The organism is Snodgrassella communis, from assembly GCF_914768045.1.
GTDB lineage: Bacteria > Pseudomonadota > Gammaproteobacteria > Burkholderiales > Neisseriaceae > Snodgrassella > Snodgrassella communis.
This window is the reverse complement of record NZ_CAJZCD010000011.1, coordinates 13,923-31,768: the sequence shown is the minus strand read 5'-3', so window position 1 is coordinate 31,768 and position 17,846 is coordinate 13,923. Positions and strand designations below refer to the sequence as shown.

The window sequence follows — 17,846 nt, the reverse complement described above, 5'->3', positions numbered from 1 at the left end:
GGGACTACAAGGCTGCCTGCTGTATCTGGGCAGCCTTAAATTTTAAGGTACCAGCATGAGCTGCATTGATGTCATCATTCCTTGCTACAACGCAGAAAATACACTGGCGCGGGCAATTGATAGTGTGCTGGTACAGCCGGAACTGGGCTGTCTGTGGCTGGTTGATGATGCTTCTACCGATAATACTGCCAGCCTGATTAAGCAATGGCAGCAGCGGTATCCGCAACAGATTCGGGCAGAATTTCTGGCCACTAACCGTGGGGCTGCACTGGCACGTAACTGGGCAGCATTACTTTCTGCCAGCAGCCATATTGCTTTTCTCGATGCTGATGATGCCTATCAGACCCATGCGCTACAGGCAGCCAGTGCTGTATTCCGCTTTCGCCCACAGACTGGTTTGCTGCGTTTGCCGGTAAACGGGCACAATATTCCGGAACATTATCGCCAGCATGTGCAATTTGCTCTGGTCTGGCGTACTTTCGAAATGATTACGGCTACCAATACAGTTTTTAACCGTGCTTATTTTCTGGCGTGTGGCGGCTTTCCGGCTGATGCGCTTTTTCGACGTCTGGGTGGCGAAGACGGCGCCCTTGGTCTGGCTACCGTAGAAAGCTGCATGGTGGCTACCCTCTTTGATGAGGCCGGGATGGCTGATATTGGTGTTGATTTTTATGGTCATGACAGCATGCATGTACGTAAACTGCTTGATGCCATGCTGTTCGGGCAGAATCGTCCAGACTGTGATGATGCAGCATTGCAGCAGGCAAATGCCGTTACACAAACCATAGTGCAACGTTTGCAGAATTTACGCCAGATACTGGATTATGCCAATCCTGGTAAACAAGCGTTACAGCTTTTTACAGATTAACCGGTACTCACCGTGTGCCATGATTAACTGAATTTTGTCTTTTTATAACTCTGGAAGTAGAAGAAACATGATTAATCCGTTATCCGCCCTATCTCCTCTGGATGGGCGCTATGCGCCGGCAGTTGCCGACCTGCGGCCGATTTTCTCTGAATATGGCCTGATGCATGCGCGCGTACAGGTAGAACTAGGCTGGCTCAAAGCACTGGCAGCCGAAGCCGGAATCAGCGAAGTACCACCATTCAGTGCAGCTACCATTACCGAAATTGACCGCGTCATTACCGACTTTTCTCTCGAAGATGCTCAGGCGGTTAAAGCCATTGAGGCTACCACCAATCATGATGTAAAAGCCATTGAATACTGGCTGAAACAACGTTTTGCCAATGTGCCCGAAGTACTGGCCGTCAGTGAATTCATTCATTTTTCCTGTACCAGTGAAGATATCAACAACCTGTCACATGCCCTGATGCTGAAACAGGCGCGAGATGAAGTATTACTGCCTAAGCTTAACCAACTCATAACCGTATTACGTAATCTGGCACATACCCATGCGGCCTTACCAATGATGAGCCGTACTCATGGACAGCCAGCCACACCCAGTACCCTTGGCAAAGAGATTGCTAACGTAGTGGCACGGTTACAGCGCCAGATTCAGTCCGTACAACAACAGCAGTTTCTGGGTAAAATCAATGGAGCCGTAGGTAATTACAATGCCCATCTAGTGGCTTATCCCGATATAGACTGGGAAGGACATTGCCGCCGTTTTGTTGAATACAATCTAGGGCTGACTTTCAATCCCTATACCATTCAGATTGAACCACATGATTATATGGCCGAGTTTTTCCAGACCATCAGCCGCATAAACACCATCCTGATTGACTTTAACCGCGATATCTGGGGCTATATCTCTATTGGTTACTTTAAGCAGAAAGTGAAAGCCGGCGAAGTAGGTTCATCTACCATGCCGCATAAAGTCAATCCGATTGATTTTGAAAATTCAGAAGGTAATCTGGGCATGGCTAACGCCATTCTGGGCTTTCTGGCCGAAAAACTGCCGATTTCACGCTGGCAGCGTGACTTAACCGACAGTACCGTATTACGAAACATGGGCGTGGGTTTTGGCTATACCATACTGGGGCTAACAGCCCATTTGCGTGGTCTGAACAAATTGGAAGTCAATCCGGCTGCATTTGCCGCAGATCTGGATGCCACATGGGAATTACTGGCCGAACCGATTCAGACAGTTATGCGCCGCTACGGAGTCGCCAATCCCTATGAGCAGCTCAAAGAGCTCACTCGTGGTAAGCACGGCATCACACCTGAAAGCCTACAGGTGTTTATTAATCAACTGGCTATTCCGGAGACTGCAAAAGCGCAGTTACTGGCACTGACACCTGCATTATATGTCGGTAAGGCGCAAGAACTGGCTGAACGGATTTAAATCTTTTTTCAGACATAACGGTGGGCACTCTGCCCACCGTTATTATTTATCTGAATACAAGAGAAACTTTCTCACCACAACTAAAACAGCAGCACAATTAAATACCGAATCACTATTACTGGCATCGACTTTATCCAGATGTGGATAACTTAGCAGAAATTAATTGGCACTTATCATTTATGTGGATAATTTACTAGCTTAATCAGTTTATTATCCGGATTATAAATATAAATCGAAGTGATTTTTCCACAGGCACCGGTTCTGGTTTCAGTGGAATATTATGCTGATGCATAATGGACATTACTTCATCCAGTGTTTCTTCAATAATAAAATACAAATCGCTAAGCCTAGGGTAGGGTGCTGTGCTTTTCGCTTAAATTCATGTCCCAGCTGGTGTAAATTAATTTTCATCTGGCCAAAATGCAGCGCAGTGCGATTATCAGCGAAGGTACTTATCTGCATACCAAGCACATTGATATAAAATTGATATGATAATTTAATATTTATTAAGTTTAATTTCTAGATAGATCGAAATTACAATTTATTTTATAAAAAAGAAAAATTCTATATCTTGTCTTGAAATTGTAAATTTTGCTTATATCTTGTTAGTGCATCAATTCGATGTTTATATTAGGAGAAATTATATGTCTAAAGTACCTTTAGGAACTGAATGTAAAACAGGCGAAAAATGTCCTGAAAGTGGTATTTGGGAAGTCAAAGGACAGCCGTCCACAACGGCTCCTATTGCTATAAATAACACATTTCCTCCCTATCAAAATAAAGCTGTCATTTGGAAATTAATCCAGTACGCTTAATATAAAAAGAAGCCTAAATCTTAAGATTTAGGCTTCTTTTTAATAATCTTTAGTAATAATTTATTCCATACGTAATTCCGCTGCGCGGGCATGTGCTGTCAGCCCTTCACCATGTGCCAGAATACTGGCAATCTGGCCTAACTCTCTGGCTCCCTGCGCCGACACCTGAATCAGACTGCTGCGCTTTTGAAAATCATATACACCCAGCGGAGAAGCAAAACGGGCAGTACGGCTGGTTGGCAAGACATGATTAGGGCCGGCACAGTAATCCCCCAGACTTTCACTGGTATACTGCCCCATAAAAATAGCACCTGCGTGGCGAATTTTCGGAGCCCAGTTTTGCGGGTTGGCTACTGATAGTTCCAGATGCTCAGATGCCAGATAATTAGCAATCTCACAGGCTTCATCCAGATTCCGTACCTGAATAATGGCTCCGCGATTAGTCAGTGACGCCTCAATGATATCTTTGCGTGGCATCTGTGCCAATAATGCCTGCATCTGTGCCTCTACTTCGCGCGCATAGTCTGCATTAGTAGTAATCAGAATCGCCTGAGCAATTTCATCGTGTTCTGCCTGACTGAATAAATCCATCGCCACCCATTTAGCCGGAGTAGTGCCGTCGGCAATAACCAGAATTTCACTTGGGCCGGCTACCATATCGATACCCACCACACCAAATACACGCCGTTTGGCGGCGGCAACATAAGCATTGCCCGGTCCGGTAATCTTATCAACCTGAGCAATACTCTGTGTACCGTAAGCCAGTGCTGCTACAGCCTGTGCACCGCCAATGGTAAATACCTGTGTTACCCCAGCAACATAGGCCGCAGCCAGAACGATATCATTGCGTTCTCCATAAGGCATGGGTACAACCATCACAATTTCAGCCACACCAGCCACATGTGCGGGCATGGCATTCATCATTACCGAGCTCGGATAGGCGGCCTTGCCACCGGGAACATAAATACCCACCCGATCCAGAGCAGTAATTTGCTGTCCCAGTAGCGTACCGTTTTCATCCTCATACTGCCAGGACTGCTGTTTCTGGTGCTGATGATAGCTTTCAATCCGTCTGGCTGCCGTTTGCAGTGCTGTCTGTACGTTTTTCGGCAAGCGGGCGAATGCTGCAACCAGATCAGCCTGACTTAAAGTCAGCTCAGCCATAGATTGAGCCTGCGTATGGTCAAAGCGATTGGTGTATTCGATTACAGCATCATCACCACGTTGCTGTACATCTGCACAGATAGCAGCTACCGCAGCATCTACCTGTGGATCCTGCGCGGTTTCAAACGCCTGTAATGCAGCTAACTGAGTCTTAAAATCAGCATCCTGCGTAGAAATATATTTCATACCTTTGTATTTCGGGCAGCCTAAGCCGCCCGATCCAAATATTATCAATTAAAGATTGTTACCAAAATTATCATCATCGTCATCAATAACCGGTGCTATTGATTTGGCCGCTAATTCATGTGCCGGAATAGTATTACCATCTACTTCAACATCGTAAGGTTTAACTACCCGCACCCGCAAACCACGGCCAGCCTTGCGGCTGTCTACCCATTCACTGCTGATGGCTGCAATCGCATTATTTGCACTATCAAAGCCATAATCTCTGGCATTGAAGCCACCATCGCCGGTTACCAGCTCACGGGCAACTGAGCTGACTGTTGCCCAGCCTTCGATATCACAAGTGCGTTCAATAGCTTTCTGCACCAGTGGCACCAGACGATTCCAGTAATGCCGGCTGGAAGTTTCATTACCAGAACGGCCAGACTTGGTTGAACGGGTATTGAAAGTAGATTTAGGCGGACGACCACGACCACGGCTTTTTTCCGCCGGAGTTACAGCAGACTCAAATACAATTTTGCGTGGGCGACCACGGCCGCGCTTGGTTTGTTCTTGCCGGGTTTTATCATAGCTGGTAAATTCCGAGCTCTGAGTTTCAATTTGTACCAGTACCGGTTCTTTATCTTTCTTTTTCTCTTCCGGCTCAATAGTTACGCTAACCTTTTCTGTCGGCATTGCCGTATTAACAGCCGGAATGGTAATTACCAGCGGTGCATCATTGTTCTGCTGCTGGAAAGCCGCCTGTTCATTAACCGGTGCATAAAGCTTATTTTCTGTTTTGGGTGCAAGATTGTTATTGCGTTTTTTCAGACGCAGCCATAAATGATTACCATGCATCTGAGTTTCAAAAATATCGATGGCATTAATCAAATAGGAAAGTTTGGTATAGCCATAATTGCGCGCATCAAAATCAGAATTCACCTTATTGATATATTGGCCAACAACTCCCAGTGATGTCCAGCCCTCATCATCAGCATGTTCCTTCACCGCATTCCGGAACAGATTTATCAGCGCAGTATCCTGTTTCAGTTCTGCCGGTGTTTTGCGTTTATTACGGAAAATGGGTGTCTGAATTTTGTCTTCACCAATTTCTACCGCAGTATGGCTGAGCAGATTTTCAGTATAAATAAATTTGTCACAAGCTTTGCGGAATGATTCTGGTGTTTTTTTCTGTCCAAATCCATAAACAGTCAGACCATTTTCGCGGATACGAGAAGCCAGACGGGTAAAGTCACTGTCGCTGGAGACAATACAGAAACCATCAAAAGTATTACTATACAATAAATCCATCGCATCAATGACCATAGCCATGTCAGTAGCATTTTTTCCTTTTGTATAGGCGAACTGCTGAACAGGCGTAATTGCATGTGGTAGCAGCGCATCTTTCCATTTGGATAAACCACTGCTCCAATCACCATAAATACGTTTAACACTGGCAATGCCATATTTCGCAATTTCTTCCAGTAAAGACTCAACAGTGGTAGCAGAAGTATTATCTGCATCAATAAGTACCGCGAGTTTGGCTGAATTTTCTGTAGTCATCTTAAGAATTCCTATTACATATAAAAAGTTTAAATTTCTTGATTTCTTGCATGAGCAAAAACATCAATAATGGGTTGTATGGCTGCATATTTCAGCTTTAAAGCTGCCTTGTTTACCACCAGCTGGCTGGAAATATCCACCACATGTTCTACCGCGTGCAGATTATTTGCCTGTAATGTATTACCGGTAGAAACCAGATCGACGATTGCATCGGCCAATCCTACCAGTGGAGCCAGCTCCATCGAACCATACAGTTTAATCAAATCAACATGCACACCTTTACCGGCAAAATGCTCTGCTGCAATATTCGGGTATTTACTGGCTACCCGTAAACGGCACCCAGGCTGAGAAGCTGCCACATAATCAAAACCCTTGCGTACCGCCACCATCATCCGGCATCGGGCAATATTTAAATCTAAAGGCTGATATAATCCGTTTCCATCATGTTCAATTAAAACATCTTTTCCTGCAATTCCAAAATCGGCCGCACCATATTGCACATATGTAGGCACATCTGTAGCTCGGACAATAATTAAACGGATATTTTCATGATTAGTATTAATAATCAGTTTACGGGACTGAACCGGGTCTTCGATCGCAGTAATTCCCGCTGCTGCCAGTAATGGCAAAGTTTCTTCATAAATTCGACCTTTGGATAATGCTATAGTTAGTTGGGCTGTCATTTTTATCAGTATAGTGGAAAAGCAAAATTTTTTAGCTATAAATTTATTATTGCGTAAAAATAAATTTGCACAAAATATAAAAATATTAATTAGATAATTTTAATCTAACAATTGTTTTATGTCATGGGTCAATTGAGTAGCCGTCTGACTGTGTGGTTCATAAACCACGGTATGTCCCTGTTTATCCAGCAAATAAGTGCCTGTGCTGTGGTCAACTAAATATTCATCTGCGCTCCTGCCGGCTACTTTATGTACAGCGATTTTATATTGATCAATAACATTATTAAGCTCCCCGAAGTGCTGTTTGTCTACTGTTAAACCAATAAAATCCGGATTAAATGCGGAAGCATAAGCACTCATAACTTCCGGCGTATCGCGCTGGGGATCTACAGTAATAAATAATACTTGTACCTGCTTCGCTTTTTCCCCTAGTTGATTTATTGCATCTGCATAGGTAAGCAGATTAGTAGGGCATACATCAGGGCAATGAGTATAGCCAAATACCAGCACCACCACCTTACCCTGAAAATCACGCAAATGCACAGTTTTCTGATTTGCACCCAGCAAAGAAAAATCTTTGCCACCAAGACCCGCATCTCGTACATCGCTGCCTTCAAAACGGAAATGTTTTGGCTCAACAGCATCTGTACTTGCCGCCTGTGCTGTAGATGCCTCTGGCTGATGCTGGCATGAACTCAGCATCAGCACAGATATCATCACAGCCAGAAAAAATTGGATTTTAAGCATAGTTTATTAATAATACAAAAGTTGTACCTTATAATCTTCAGATAAAAATACGATACAGATTTTTAATTCTAAGTTAATAAGTGAAATATAAAAAAATCCAAATATAAAATCAATATTTTAATCAAAAATAATTAAAAAATTTTCTTATCGCAAAAAAGTTCTTTACAACCTTGAAAAATCCGTTATAATGCCGACTTCTTCGCTAGCCCAGGTGGCGAAATTGGTAGACGCAGGGGACTCAAAATCCCCCGCCGCAAGGTGTGACGGTTCGAGTCCGTCCCTGGGCACCAGATTTTGGAAAACCGCTGATAACAGCGGTTTTTTTTCGCCTGTTATCTACATTCGTTGTCCTCCGTATAATGAATGACAAGTCTGATTACTGATCAGATATACCTGAAACAGGCAGAAATCGGTGGTCAGGCGCAGCCTCTACAACACAGATTTAATGGCAGATTTTGCAAATTACAGATATTGACTATAATAAATGTACCATATTTATTATACACATATTAATTTTTACCCAAAAATACAGTAACAGACTGGTCTAACAGAACAATTTTTAAGACGAATTAATAAAATTGACTGAAAAAATGATTATTAAACAAGTTGATAGCAAAACAAAAGATTTAGAGGTACTGGAGCAGTTACTACAGGTGCCTGATTTAACGCAGCAAGTACGGCAGAATATTGAGCAGAAAATACGCTTAATTCGTGCCGGTATTAAAGGTGAAGCAGAATCAGCCTATCAGCTGCAATTTCATTTTGGTAATCACCCAGACTGGGTAATCATCCACGATTTAAGGTTGCAATATCAAAGCAAAGTGGCACAAATAGACCATATATTGATTAACCGCCAACTACAAATATTTGTGTGTGAAAGCAAAAGAATTGCAGGCGGTCTGATTATCAATGAACAGGGCGAATTTTCGCGTATGTATAAAGGCAAAGGACAGGGTATACCTTCGCCACTGGAGCAGAACCAGCGCCATATCAGTATACTGAACAAACTGTTGCAGACAAATCAGATTCAACTGCCCAGCCGTTTCGGCTGGCAGTTACAGCCAACAATACACAGTCTGATACTGGTTTCCAATGAGGCCTATATCCGGCGGCCTAAAATTTCTGTGCCTGAGCTGGACAGAGTTATTAAAAATGAGCAGCTGAAAACAAAAGTGCACCAGTTAAGCAAACACCTAGGTATATTCAGTTTTATCCGTACCGTATCGCGAGCCAGCCTGCAAAAATTTGCCCGTCAGCTCGTACAGCAGCATCGACCGGCACAATATGACTGGCTGGGCTATTTCGGCCTGAATCATTTAGCCAGAAAAATTGAGCAGCCAGCTACCGAATCACAAATACAGACTGAAAATCCAAGTAAAACAGCCAGCCATTACTTCTGTATTTCCTGTCATAAACATATTACGGCCAGCGCTGCCTACTATTGCTGGAATCATAAAAACATATTTGGTGGTAAAGCTTATTGTTATCAATGTCAGCAAAAAATCAAACAGCAACAGCAATAGATTCATTACTCACGGATTTCTGTATCCTTGTTTGGAACGCCTTATCAATCATGCAAATAATTGATATCAAGCGCTGATAACAAAAAAAAATTAAAGCCAATATTTTTTTACACAATAGATACTGGTAAAAAAAGTTATTAAAATGCAATACTATAATCATCAGATATAACTTGACGGTTATTGAATTTATACCGGAAATACACCGTGGCATAACTTTATTTTCGCGAGTAACCATACTCACGAACTGCCATAAATATTCTTCCTATATAAACTCAACCAACTAAATTGTTGTATAAAGATTACAGATAATAACAGGAATCCAATTATGAACATTGCTGATATTTCCAGACAGCGTTATACCACCAAGCATTATGATAAAACTCGGAAAATTCCGGCTGAGCAATTAGTGCAATTATTCGAAGTAATCAGAAATAGTCCTTCTTCAGTTAATTCGCAGCCATGGCATTTCTTTGTAGTAGACAATGATGCGGCGCGAACCAGAATCATGCCGGCAATAATGGAATTGAATCATCCCCGTGTAGCCGATTCTTCTCATACCCTGATATTTTGTGCCAAAACACCGCTGGATGAACAGCATTTACAAACAGTGCTAGCTCAGGAGGAAAAAGACGGCCGTTTTGGAGAAGGCGAAATCAAGGAAATGATGGATAAAGGTCGCCATTTCTTCGTAAATAAAAACAGCACTACGCCACAAGCTCAGCTCGAATGGGAAAGTAAACAGTTATATATCGTACTGGGACAGCTATTATTCGCTGCTGCTGCCATTGGTATCGATTCAACAGCAATCGAAGGGTTTGATGATGAAAAAATGGATGATATTTTAGAATTAAAACAACAAGGATTAAAAAGTATTCTGGTTGTCAGTCTGGGTTATCGTGCGGCTAATGACAGCAATGCCAGTCGTCCGAAATCGCGCCTGCCGAACGAACAGATATTTACCCGGATATAGATTATTTTCTGACCTTATAAAATAGATTCTTTTAAATATTAAAAGAATCTATTTTAATGTAAGCCATGCGTGATTAGCAGTAGCAAAACTAATAATATTGATGTGCTTATATGTTTAAATGATTAATTTGGTGCTGATGGAGCATATAACCGAATAGATTCCATATAATCTTAAATTGTATCAGTCTGGCGATTTTGATATAACAAATCATAATATAAAAAGGTAACTAAACTTTGTTACAGAGTTTTAATTAAAACAAGTAATACACGATTGCCTGAATGAAGGATATAGCAGTATTAAATTGAATAAATTTAATAATCCATAAACTGAATAGCCCAGTCTCAATACTAGATGTAAAAGTGAAATTCCCTTAAAAATAGGTTTCAAAAATCAGACTCCCGATTTCTATATATCAAATATTCAGGCATCAGATTCACAATAACATATAGTATTATTATTCATTAGCTCAATAAAATAATTTGTTTTCAGTAAAGTTCCAAATTAATCTTGATTGTTTGCATAAATAAGCAACCACCAAAGTATTTCAGGAAGAAAAATACATGAAACACTTTTTTTAATTACCATTCTTTTTTGTGCTGTTTTATTGATTATTTGATACCTTTTTTGGTTGAGCGTGAACTGTTTATCGATAATACAAATTTTAATTATGGAGAATCAAAGTTTAATATTCCGCTTGGCTCTTTTGTATCATTAACTACTCGTATAGTTTTGCCCAATACTTTTAAACAGTTAGCAAACCTGATTTTAACTTTTATTATTTCAGCAATAGTGTTGAACAAATATTTGATTTATATAGATAATAACAAGAATCTGCTTTGTATAACCCTAATCATGTTTTTGATAACAATAGGTATCAATAGTTATCGAATGATATTCGAACATCAGCTTGTGGAATTTTGGTATTCTTTTTTCGAATTGATTCTAGCGGAGCGATATTTTTATTATGATTCTGGCTACTTATATATAAAAACATTTGGACTGATTTGTGATATCTGGATAATCATATTGATCTGTTTAGGGGTAAAATTATTGCGTTCTTTTTTTTATAACAGAACCATCTATAACTATATTATCCCCAGAATATAGCCAAAAAGTCCATTTATCGTTATTTATCTTATTATTTAATTTCTATTATCTAACCATTGTAGCCATTGCCTTGTTCTTTTCTGGTTTTACAGGAATAACAGTGCCATTGGAACACGATATTAAGATTATAGCTTGTAATTTGATTTTTTACTTATTGCTAAAGTGATTGGCTATTTTGCCTTACGTAAACAATTTACTGATGTTAGTGATAAATTGCGGGTAAAAACTTTGATTTTCAGCTCTGCCATTGCTTTTATTCTGACGTTTACATTAGTTGCAATTATTGCCGTTATCAATTTATATTTAGTGCAGTTAGTAGAAAGACTCGATGAACCTTTTACACAATTGAGAACGATAGCTTTTGGAATAACTGATGTTATATTATGTTTTCTTGTCTTATGTGTAATGGGTTGGATAGTAGTTCGCAAAACAGCCAAAGTGTTTTTCAGTAAATAAGATCATTTCTATCCTGTCTAACTATCTGCAGGATAGGATTTGCCTAAATTCAATCAACCGATTTTAACTTGATTAAGTTATCCTTAATCAAGTTCAATCTTTGTTGTTGTTAATGATGATATTTTTACATCAAGCGCATCGCCAGTTGCGCCAAAATAATAAAACTTATCATCATATCCTTTATTATCAAAAACTTCATTAAATCTTTCAGGGTTAGTGCCTTTGAAATAAGCGGCACTTTTATCTTTTATATAGTCGTCACCATAAATAAACAGTATCTAATTTTTCACCATAATACTAAACAATATTGTTTAGTATTATATATATTGCTATTCCTTTTTTTTCGCGTCCAAATTCTATGCATGTAATTAGGCATTTCCAGACTATTTGCTGTACACGGTTAGAGGGATCGGTACAAATATAGCTATATCTCAGTATTTAATCTTTTGTCTTGGCGTAGATTAAAACAGAATGCAACAAACCAACTGATGCCTGATACAGCAACATCAATCCGTACATATTTTGCATGTCATATAGGTAGTGAGCTGTATAAAAAAGGCAGAAATTAACCCAGTAATTGCAAATACCAACAAAGCCACGCCCCAAAATAGCAGGGAAAGTCCTTTTAAATGTGATAGGCTAAGGTAATAAACATAAACCAATAGCTATTAACTGTTTATACCAAAATTAGATAAGGAGGATATTAATCCGCAATCACATGCTGTTTTGTGCCCATGAAAGGCAGCCGGTTTCCCGTAACCGGAAAACTGGGAATCACCATCAATGATAGGATTAACCTCATGATTCTTAACGAGGCATTGCACCTTATCTCCAATACCAGCTACACCTTTATTAAACACGCTAATCTTTGTTGAGGCAGATATCACTTTACCGCCGTAGTTGGTTGAATCGCCTAAACTTATTATGCCTTTTATTGGTTTATTCCTGTTTAGGTTTATAACTTATAATTAAAAATCAAATGAAGACTAACAATGACTTATGTTTCTGGATCTAAATTATCTACTATATTGTACTTTTTACTGCTATCAATCTTGAGAGTTTGATAACGTTCATCTTCCTCAAAATCAGGAGAACCAATGAATTGGTCATTTTCGTAAGTCACTTCAAGGATATTACCATTTTGATCAAGATGTTCATTTTTATTTTTACCATTAATTGCATTATAAATAATATTTGTTTTTTCACCTTGTGCATTAAATAAAGTGGTTTCAGAATAGTATTTGCTTCCTTCGGGACTAATTGTTTCTTTACTAATTACATTATCTTTTGCATCTCTAGTTATATAATATAAAACTTTTCCATTTTCATTATATTCAGAAAATAGAGAACTGAATATTGACTTTTTATCAATACTATAATGTATTTTCTTAAAAAATTGCCTTTCGCCACTCAGTGCCCGGTATTGATATTCTTGTTTAAATATTGATACTAATGGTTTTTTCTCTATGGAGATAATTTTCCCCATTTCTTTGACTACTTTAATATAATTGGGCAACATAATTGCTTCTTCTATAGTGACAGGTTGTAGGCGTAAATTGTCATCTAATACAAAAAAAGTGGTTACCATTTTCAATCGATTTTAAACTAACGAGCTGCTCTTCATTAAGTAGAATATATTGCGGTTTACGCCGATAATTCCAACGCTCTTTTATCTGATAATTATCACCTACAGTGGTGATTTTGATTTCAGTTGTGGGTGAATTTCGACGATATGGAGCATTCTCAGCTTGTTCAAGCGTAATAGGAGCATACTCAGGGTAGTTATGGAGCGGCTGAAAAATATGCCCAACTTCGTATCAGGTTGTTTTATAAAAAGGAACATTGGGGCTAATCCCCATTGCCCTAACTTTAAGGCTTTGGGCAATATCTAATGGCTTGATTGATTCAGTTATAATTACGCCTGATAGATATATTGCTAATAAACTTATTGTGACTGTAAATATCAATTTTTTGACCATCTTAGTCACCTTTAATGTGCTTCATTTTAGTATTTTAGCTAGTTTTAGTGCATTATTTTTACCAGATACATTTTGCATAAAATTTCCTAGCCTTATTGCCATATAGTGATTTTAAAAATTAGTATTCTTCAATAGTATTCAGAAAATTTATATTACATATAAACATAAGTCTATTTCGCTGTAATACTTGTTGATGGGTGAATATTATTAATGCTTTCCGCCCAAGTATTGGTAGCCATATTCACTGACAAATATGGGTATATTAATATCATGATTTTCTGATTGGATTATATTCACTTGCTGACAGCTAAAGCCAACACCTACTAATAAAGGCTGACGCTGACAAGATTTTGCCAGTGTTGCATCATAATAACCCCCTCCTTGCCCAAGTCGATTACCCAGATGATCGATACCAAGTAACGGTACCAGCAGAGTATGCAAATAGCGTGCCCGAATTTTTCGGCCATTAAACTGCGGTATTTTATGCTTGCCGGTATGCTGCTGAAGCAGATTCAGGTAACGAACAGTAGCATGATGGCGAGGCAAACGAGGGCAGGGTGTAAACCATAACTGGCGTTTTTTAGGTTCAATATAAGGTAAATATACCTGTGCACCGCGTTTCTGAGCCGTTACTATTAATGACCATAAAGATAATTCACTACCAACAGCCCAGTATACAGCTATGCGTTTCTGGCGACGGATAAATGGATATAAGAGGCGGTTGATTTTCTTTGTAGCTAATCGACGCGTCTTTTTACTTAATGCTTTCCTGCGTTGGCGCAGCAGGTGCCGTAATTGTTGTTTATCGGTGTGAGTAGACATGAATTTAAACTAACAAATTTATATACAATGGTTTTAGTCGGAACTCGTCAAGGGAGTGTGAATTGCTGTACTTGTGAAAATGTACTTTTTCCTGTATTATTCCATGGTTTTACCTTAGTAAAAAATTTAGTAACGCTCGCATCGTACGCGAAAGGGTGCTCTATTGCAGAGTTCTATGCGTGGCGGTGTCAGGCTTTAACCCTTTAAGGATCGAATTATGTCACAAATTACCATGCGCCAGATGCTGGAAGCCGGCGTACACTTTGGTCATCAGACCCGTTACTGGAACCCGAAAATGGCTGAGTATATTTTCGGTTCGCGTAACAAAATTCATATCATTAATCTGGAAAAAACCCTGCCACTATTTGTAGAAGCGCAGGATGTTGTGCGCCGTCTGGCTGCCAACAAAGGTACTGTTCTGTTTGTAGGTACCAAACGTCAGGCTCGTGATATCGTTAAGGAAGAAGCTACCCGTGCTGGTGCGCCTTACGTAGATCACCGCTGGCTGGGCGGTATGCTTACCAACTACAAAACCGTAAAACAGTCTATCAAACGTCTGGAAGAAAAAACTGCTGCGCTGGAAAATGCCACAGAAGCCGGTTACGGTAAAAAAGAAGTGCTGGAAATGCAGCGCGAAGTGGCCAAGCTGGAACGTTCTTTAGGTGGTATCAAAGACATGAAAGGCTTGCCGGATGCGATTTTTGTTATTGATACCGGCTATCAGAAAGGCACACTGGTAGAGGCAGCTAAACTGGGTATTCCGGTTATTGCTGTCGTTGATACCAACAACAGCCCTGATGATGTTAAATATGTGATTCCGGGTAATGATGACTCTGCCAAGGCAATCCGTCTGTATTGTCGTGGTATTGCTGATGCCATTTTGGAAGGTAAAGCCCAGTCTTTACAAGAAGTGGTTCAGGCTGCACAGGCTGCTGAAGAAAAACAGACTGCTGCTGCTGAATAATCAGTTATCTCGCATCTTTGTAAAAGAAGGGGACGTTAGTGCCCCTTTTTTTGAACAATTTTCAGCCAGATATCCATTCGGCTGAGCATAATCAAGTTTAAGGAGTAAAACATGGCTGCAATTACTGCAAAAATGGTAGGTGATTTGCGTGCTGCTACCGGTTTGGGCATGATGGAGTGCAAAAAAGCACTGGTAGAAGCCGAAGGTAACATGGAAAAAGCAGAAGAAATTCTGCGCATCAAATCCGGTGCCAAAGCTGGTAAACTGGCCGGCCGTACTGCGGCAGAAGGTGTAGTTGCCGAATACGTAGATGGCAAAGTAGGAGCTGTTGCCGAAATTAACTGTGAAACAGACTTCGTAGCCAAAGATGCCAGCTTTATGGCATTTGCTCAGGCTGTGGCCAAAGCCGTAGCCGTACACAACCCTGCTACTCTGGAAGCTCTGTCTGAAGCCAAAACTGATGATGGCGTAACTATTGAAGAAGCACGTAAAGCCGTTATTGCCAAACTGGGTGAAAATATCACTGTCCGTCGTTTCGAACGCATTGAAACCGACAATAGTCTGGTTACTTATATGCACGGTACCAAAATCGGCGTGTTGGTTGAACATAAAGGTGGCGATACTCAGGCTATCCGTCAGGTAGCGATGCATATTGCTGCTTCCAAGCCACAATGCGTTTCTGCTGCTGAAGTAGATCCAGAAGTTGTAGCTAAAGAACGCCACATCTATGAAGAGCAGGCTGCTGCCTCCGGTAAACCGGCAAATATCATTGAAAAAATGGTAGAAGGTCGCGTGCAGAAGTTCTTGGCGGAAGTAACCCTGCTGGGACAGCAGTTTGTTATCAACCCTGATCAGACTGTAGAAAAATTCCTGAAAGAGCAGAATGCTGAAATAAACCGTTTTGTTGCTTTCCACGTTGGCGAAGGTATTGAGAAAAAAGAAGTAGATTACGCTGCCGAAGTGGCTGCTGCTTCTAAAGTATAAGGCCATTAATGCCATGGGCACTCTGGATTCAGAATCCTGAATCAGGGTGCTTTTTTTTGAGTTATCTGTTTATCTCTGATTGAGATAGCTGAAATAAAAGTTCCCTTATCCTTTGAAAATTATAGTGCTAGCTGTTAACTATTTAATGGCAAACTGACAGAAAGAATGATCATGACTAAACCAGCTAAATACAAGCGTGTATTATTGAAACTATCCGGTGAATCCCTGATGGGTCCTGATGCTTTCGGTATCAATCGTGATACCATTATGCAAATCACCGCACAGGTCAAGGAAGTGGTCGATATGGGCGTAGAAGTGGCTATTGTTATTGGTGGTGGTAACATCTTTCGTGGTATGGCACAGTCAGCCAAAGGCATGGAGCGTGCCACAGCCGATTACATGGGTATGATGGCAACCGTGATGAATGCACTGGCATTGAAAGAGGCGTTTGAAAGCCAGCACGTTAAAGCACGCGTTCAGTCTGCACTGAGTATGCAGCAGGTGGCAGAAACCTATGCCCGTCCCAAAGCCATTCAGTATTTGGAAGAAGGTAAGGTGGTGATTTTTGCCGCGGGAACCGGTAACCCATTTTTCACCACGGATACAGCAGCCAGCCTGCGCGGTGTAGAAATGAATTGTGATATTATGTTAAAAGCAACCAACGTAGATGGTGTGTATACTGCCGACCCCAAGGTCGACCCTGAAGCCAGACGCTATCAGGAGATCACCTTTGATGATGCGATTAGTCAGAACCTGAAAGTGATGGATGCTACTGCATTTGCCTTATGCCGGGAGCAGAAATTAAATATCGTAGTATTTGGTATATTTAAATCAGGTGCACTGAAAAATGTCATTATGGGCGAGGATGAAGGTACATTAGTCCACGTATAAAACTTACCAGAATGCTTAACTAAACTTGTGGTAACGCGTATAACTGCGTTAGTATGCGCGTTTGCCATTTTCTGGTAGCAGAAATTTTGAAAAAATTGAAATAGATGCAACCAGTTCAGACAGGAATGCTCATGATTAACGAAATTCAACACACCGCTGAAACCAAAATGCAGAAATCCCTTGAGGTATTGCGCGATAATCTGTCCAAAGTCCGCACGGGTCGCGCTCATACCGGGATACTTGATCAGGTTGAAGTAGAATATTACGGAAGCATGGTTTCAGTTAGTCAGGTTGCCAGCGTAACTTTACTGGACGCGCGTACCATAGGGGTGAAACCTTATGAAAGCAAAATGGCTGCCGTTATTGAAAAAGCAATTCGCAACTCCAATCTTGGTCTGAATCCGGCAGCCATGGGAGACCTAATTCGGGTGCCAATGCCCATGCTCACGGAAGAGCGTCGTAAAGATCTGATTAAAGTAGTTCGCGGTGAAGTTGAAGATGGCCGGGTAGTTGTCCGCAATGTCCGTCGTGATGCCAATAATGATCTCAAGCGCCTGCTTAAGGACAAAGAAATCAGTGAAGATGAAGCACATCGTGGCGAAGAGGCAATTCAGAAGCTTACCGATAAATACATTGCTGAAATTGATAAAATGCTGGCCACCAAAGAGGCCGACCTGATGGCAATCTAAACCTTTTAATTGACGTAAAGG

At 40.7% G+C, this 17,846-nt stretch carries 17 protein-coding genes and 1 tRNA gene; 10 read left to right on the top strand and 8 right to left on the bottom strand.

What is annotated here, in order from left to right:
• Window positions 1-55 precede the first annotated feature (55 nt).
• Window positions 56-868 carry a glycosyltransferase family 2 protein gene (locus tag MJ761_RS09530; protein ID WP_093093383.1) on the top strand — a complete coding sequence of 271 codons (813 nt, stop codon included), beginning with the start codon at window positions 56-58 and terminating at the stop codon, window positions 866-868.
• Window positions 869-935: 67 nt separating this feature from the next.
• Complete coding sequence (purB, locus tag MJ761_RS09525; RefSeq protein WP_093093381.1) at window positions 936-2,306, top strand: adenylosuccinate lyase; 1,371 nt, start codon at window positions 936-938, stop codon at window positions 2,304-2,306.
• 300 nt (window positions 2,307-2,606) lie between these two features.
• Here the strand turns inward: purB and MJ761_RS09520 are convergent, their stop codons facing one another.
• Window positions 2,607-2,768 (bottom strand): VOC family protein, encoded by a 162-nt coding sequence (locus tag MJ761_RS09520; RefSeq protein WP_218060232.1) that lies wholly within the window; start codon window positions 2,766-2,768, stop codon window positions 2,607-2,609.
• A 182-nt stretch (window positions 2,769-2,950) separates the two neighbouring features.
• Here MJ761_RS09520 and MJ761_RS09515 point away from each other — a divergent pair, with 182 nt between their 5' ends.
• Complete coding sequence (locus tag MJ761_RS09515; protein ID WP_176715103.1) at window positions 2,951-3,121, top strand: hypothetical protein; 171 nt, start codon at window positions 2,951-2,953, stop codon at window positions 3,119-3,121.
• A gap of 60 nt (window positions 3,122-3,181) precedes the next feature.
• Here MJ761_RS09515 and hisD read toward each other — a convergent pair whose 3' ends face one another.
• The 4 genes from hisD to MJ761_RS09490 form a co-directional block, all read right to left on the bottom strand.
• Entirely contained in the window at window positions 3,182-4,471 is a 1,290-nt protein-coding gene (hisD, locus tag MJ761_RS09510) for a histidinol dehydrogenase (RefSeq protein WP_093093379.1), read from the bottom strand.
• A 48-nt stretch (window positions 4,472-4,519) separates the two neighbouring features.
• Window positions 4,520-6,010, bottom strand: coding sequence for an NYN domain-containing protein (locus tag MJ761_RS11015; RefSeq protein ID WP_093093377.1), 1,491 nt, complete (start codon window positions 6,008-6,010; stop codon window positions 4,520-4,522).
• 29 nt (window positions 6,011-6,039) lie between these two features.
• The gene (hisG, locus tag MJ761_RS09495; RefSeq protein ID WP_093093375.1) at window positions 6,040-6,693 is read right to left on the bottom strand and encodes an ATP phosphoribosyltransferase; all 654 of its coding nucleotides are present in this window, start codon (window positions 6,691-6,693) and stop codon (window positions 6,040-6,042) included.
• A gap of 99 nt (window positions 6,694-6,792) precedes the next feature.
• Complete coding sequence (locus MJ761_RS09490) at window positions 6,793-7,440, bottom strand: SCO family protein (RefSeq protein ID WP_093093374.1); 648 nt, start codon at window positions 7,438-7,440, stop codon at window positions 6,793-6,795.
• Between the two features lie 205 nt (window positions 7,441-7,645).
• On the opposite strand from MJ761_RS09490, the gene MJ761_RS09485 reads away from it, so the two are divergent.
• The 3 genes from MJ761_RS09485 to nfsB all read left to right on the top strand — a co-directional run bounded on the left by MJ761_RS09485 (window position 7,646) and on the right by nfsB (window position 9,933).
• Window positions 7,646-7,730: transfer RNA gene (locus tag MJ761_RS09485), tRNA-Leu, on the top strand.
• Between the two features lie 300 nt (window positions 7,731-8,030).
• Window positions 8,031-8,963 carry a nuclease-related domain-containing protein gene (locus tag MJ761_RS09480; RefSeq protein WP_093093372.1) on the top strand — a complete coding sequence of 311 codons (933 nt, stop codon included), beginning with the start codon at window positions 8,031-8,033 and terminating at the stop codon, window positions 8,961-8,963.
• A 325-nt stretch (window positions 8,964-9,288) separates the two neighbouring features.
• On the top strand, window positions 9,289-9,933 hold the full coding sequence (nfsB, locus tag MJ761_RS09475) for an oxygen-insensitive NAD(P)H nitroreductase (protein ID WP_093093370.1): 645 nt from the start codon (window positions 9,289-9,291) through the stop codon (window positions 9,931-9,933).
• A gap of 2,231 nt (window positions 9,934-12,164) precedes the next feature.
• Here nfsB and MJ761_RS11010 read toward each other — a convergent pair.
• From MJ761_RS11010 to MJ761_RS09465, 3 genes are all read right to left on the bottom strand, one after another.
• On the bottom strand, window positions 12,165-12,419 hold the full coding sequence (locus tag MJ761_RS11010; RefSeq protein WP_369796863.1) for a PAAR domain-containing protein: 255 nt from the start codon (window positions 12,417-12,419) through the stop codon (window positions 12,165-12,167).
• A gap of 74 nt (window positions 12,420-12,493) precedes the next feature.
• Window positions 12,494-13,084, bottom strand: a complete 591-nt coding sequence (locus MJ761_RS09470) for a hypothetical protein (protein WP_093093366.1) — start codon at window positions 13,082-13,084, stop codon at window positions 12,494-12,496.
• A gap of 598 nt (window positions 13,085-13,682) precedes the next feature.
• Complete coding sequence (locus tag MJ761_RS09465) at window positions 13,683-14,297, bottom strand: 5-formyltetrahydrofolate cyclo-ligase (RefSeq protein WP_093093364.1); 615 nt, start codon at window positions 14,295-14,297, stop codon at window positions 13,683-13,685.
• A gap of 217 nt (window positions 14,298-14,514) precedes the next feature.
• Here MJ761_RS09465 and rpsB point away from each other — a divergent pair, with 217 nt between their 5' ends.
• The 4 genes from rpsB (at window position 14,515) to frr (ending at window position 17,825) form a co-directional block, all read left to right on the top strand.
• Entirely contained in the window at window positions 14,515-15,261 is a 747-nt protein-coding gene (gene rpsB / locus MJ761_RS09460) for a 30S ribosomal protein S2 (protein ID WP_093093362.1), read from the top strand.
• A 111-nt stretch (window positions 15,262-15,372) separates the two neighbouring features.
• Complete coding sequence (gene tsf, locus MJ761_RS09455) at window positions 15,373-16,245, top strand: translation elongation factor Ts (RefSeq protein WP_093093360.1); 873 nt, start codon at window positions 15,373-15,375, stop codon at window positions 16,243-16,245.
• Window positions 16,246-16,416: 171 nt separating this feature from the next.
• The gene (gene pyrH / locus MJ761_RS09450; protein ID WP_037408108.1) at window positions 16,417-17,136 is read left to right on the top strand and encodes a UMP kinase; all 720 of its coding nucleotides are present in this window, start codon (window positions 16,417-16,419) and stop codon (window positions 17,134-17,136) included.
• 131 nt (window positions 17,137-17,267) lie between these two features.
• A complete protein-coding gene (frr, locus tag MJ761_RS09445; RefSeq protein ID WP_093093358.1) occupies window positions 17,268-17,825 on the top strand; it encodes a ribosome recycling factor in 558 nt (185 codons plus the stop codon).
• Window positions 17,826-17,846: the final 21 nt, after the last annotated feature.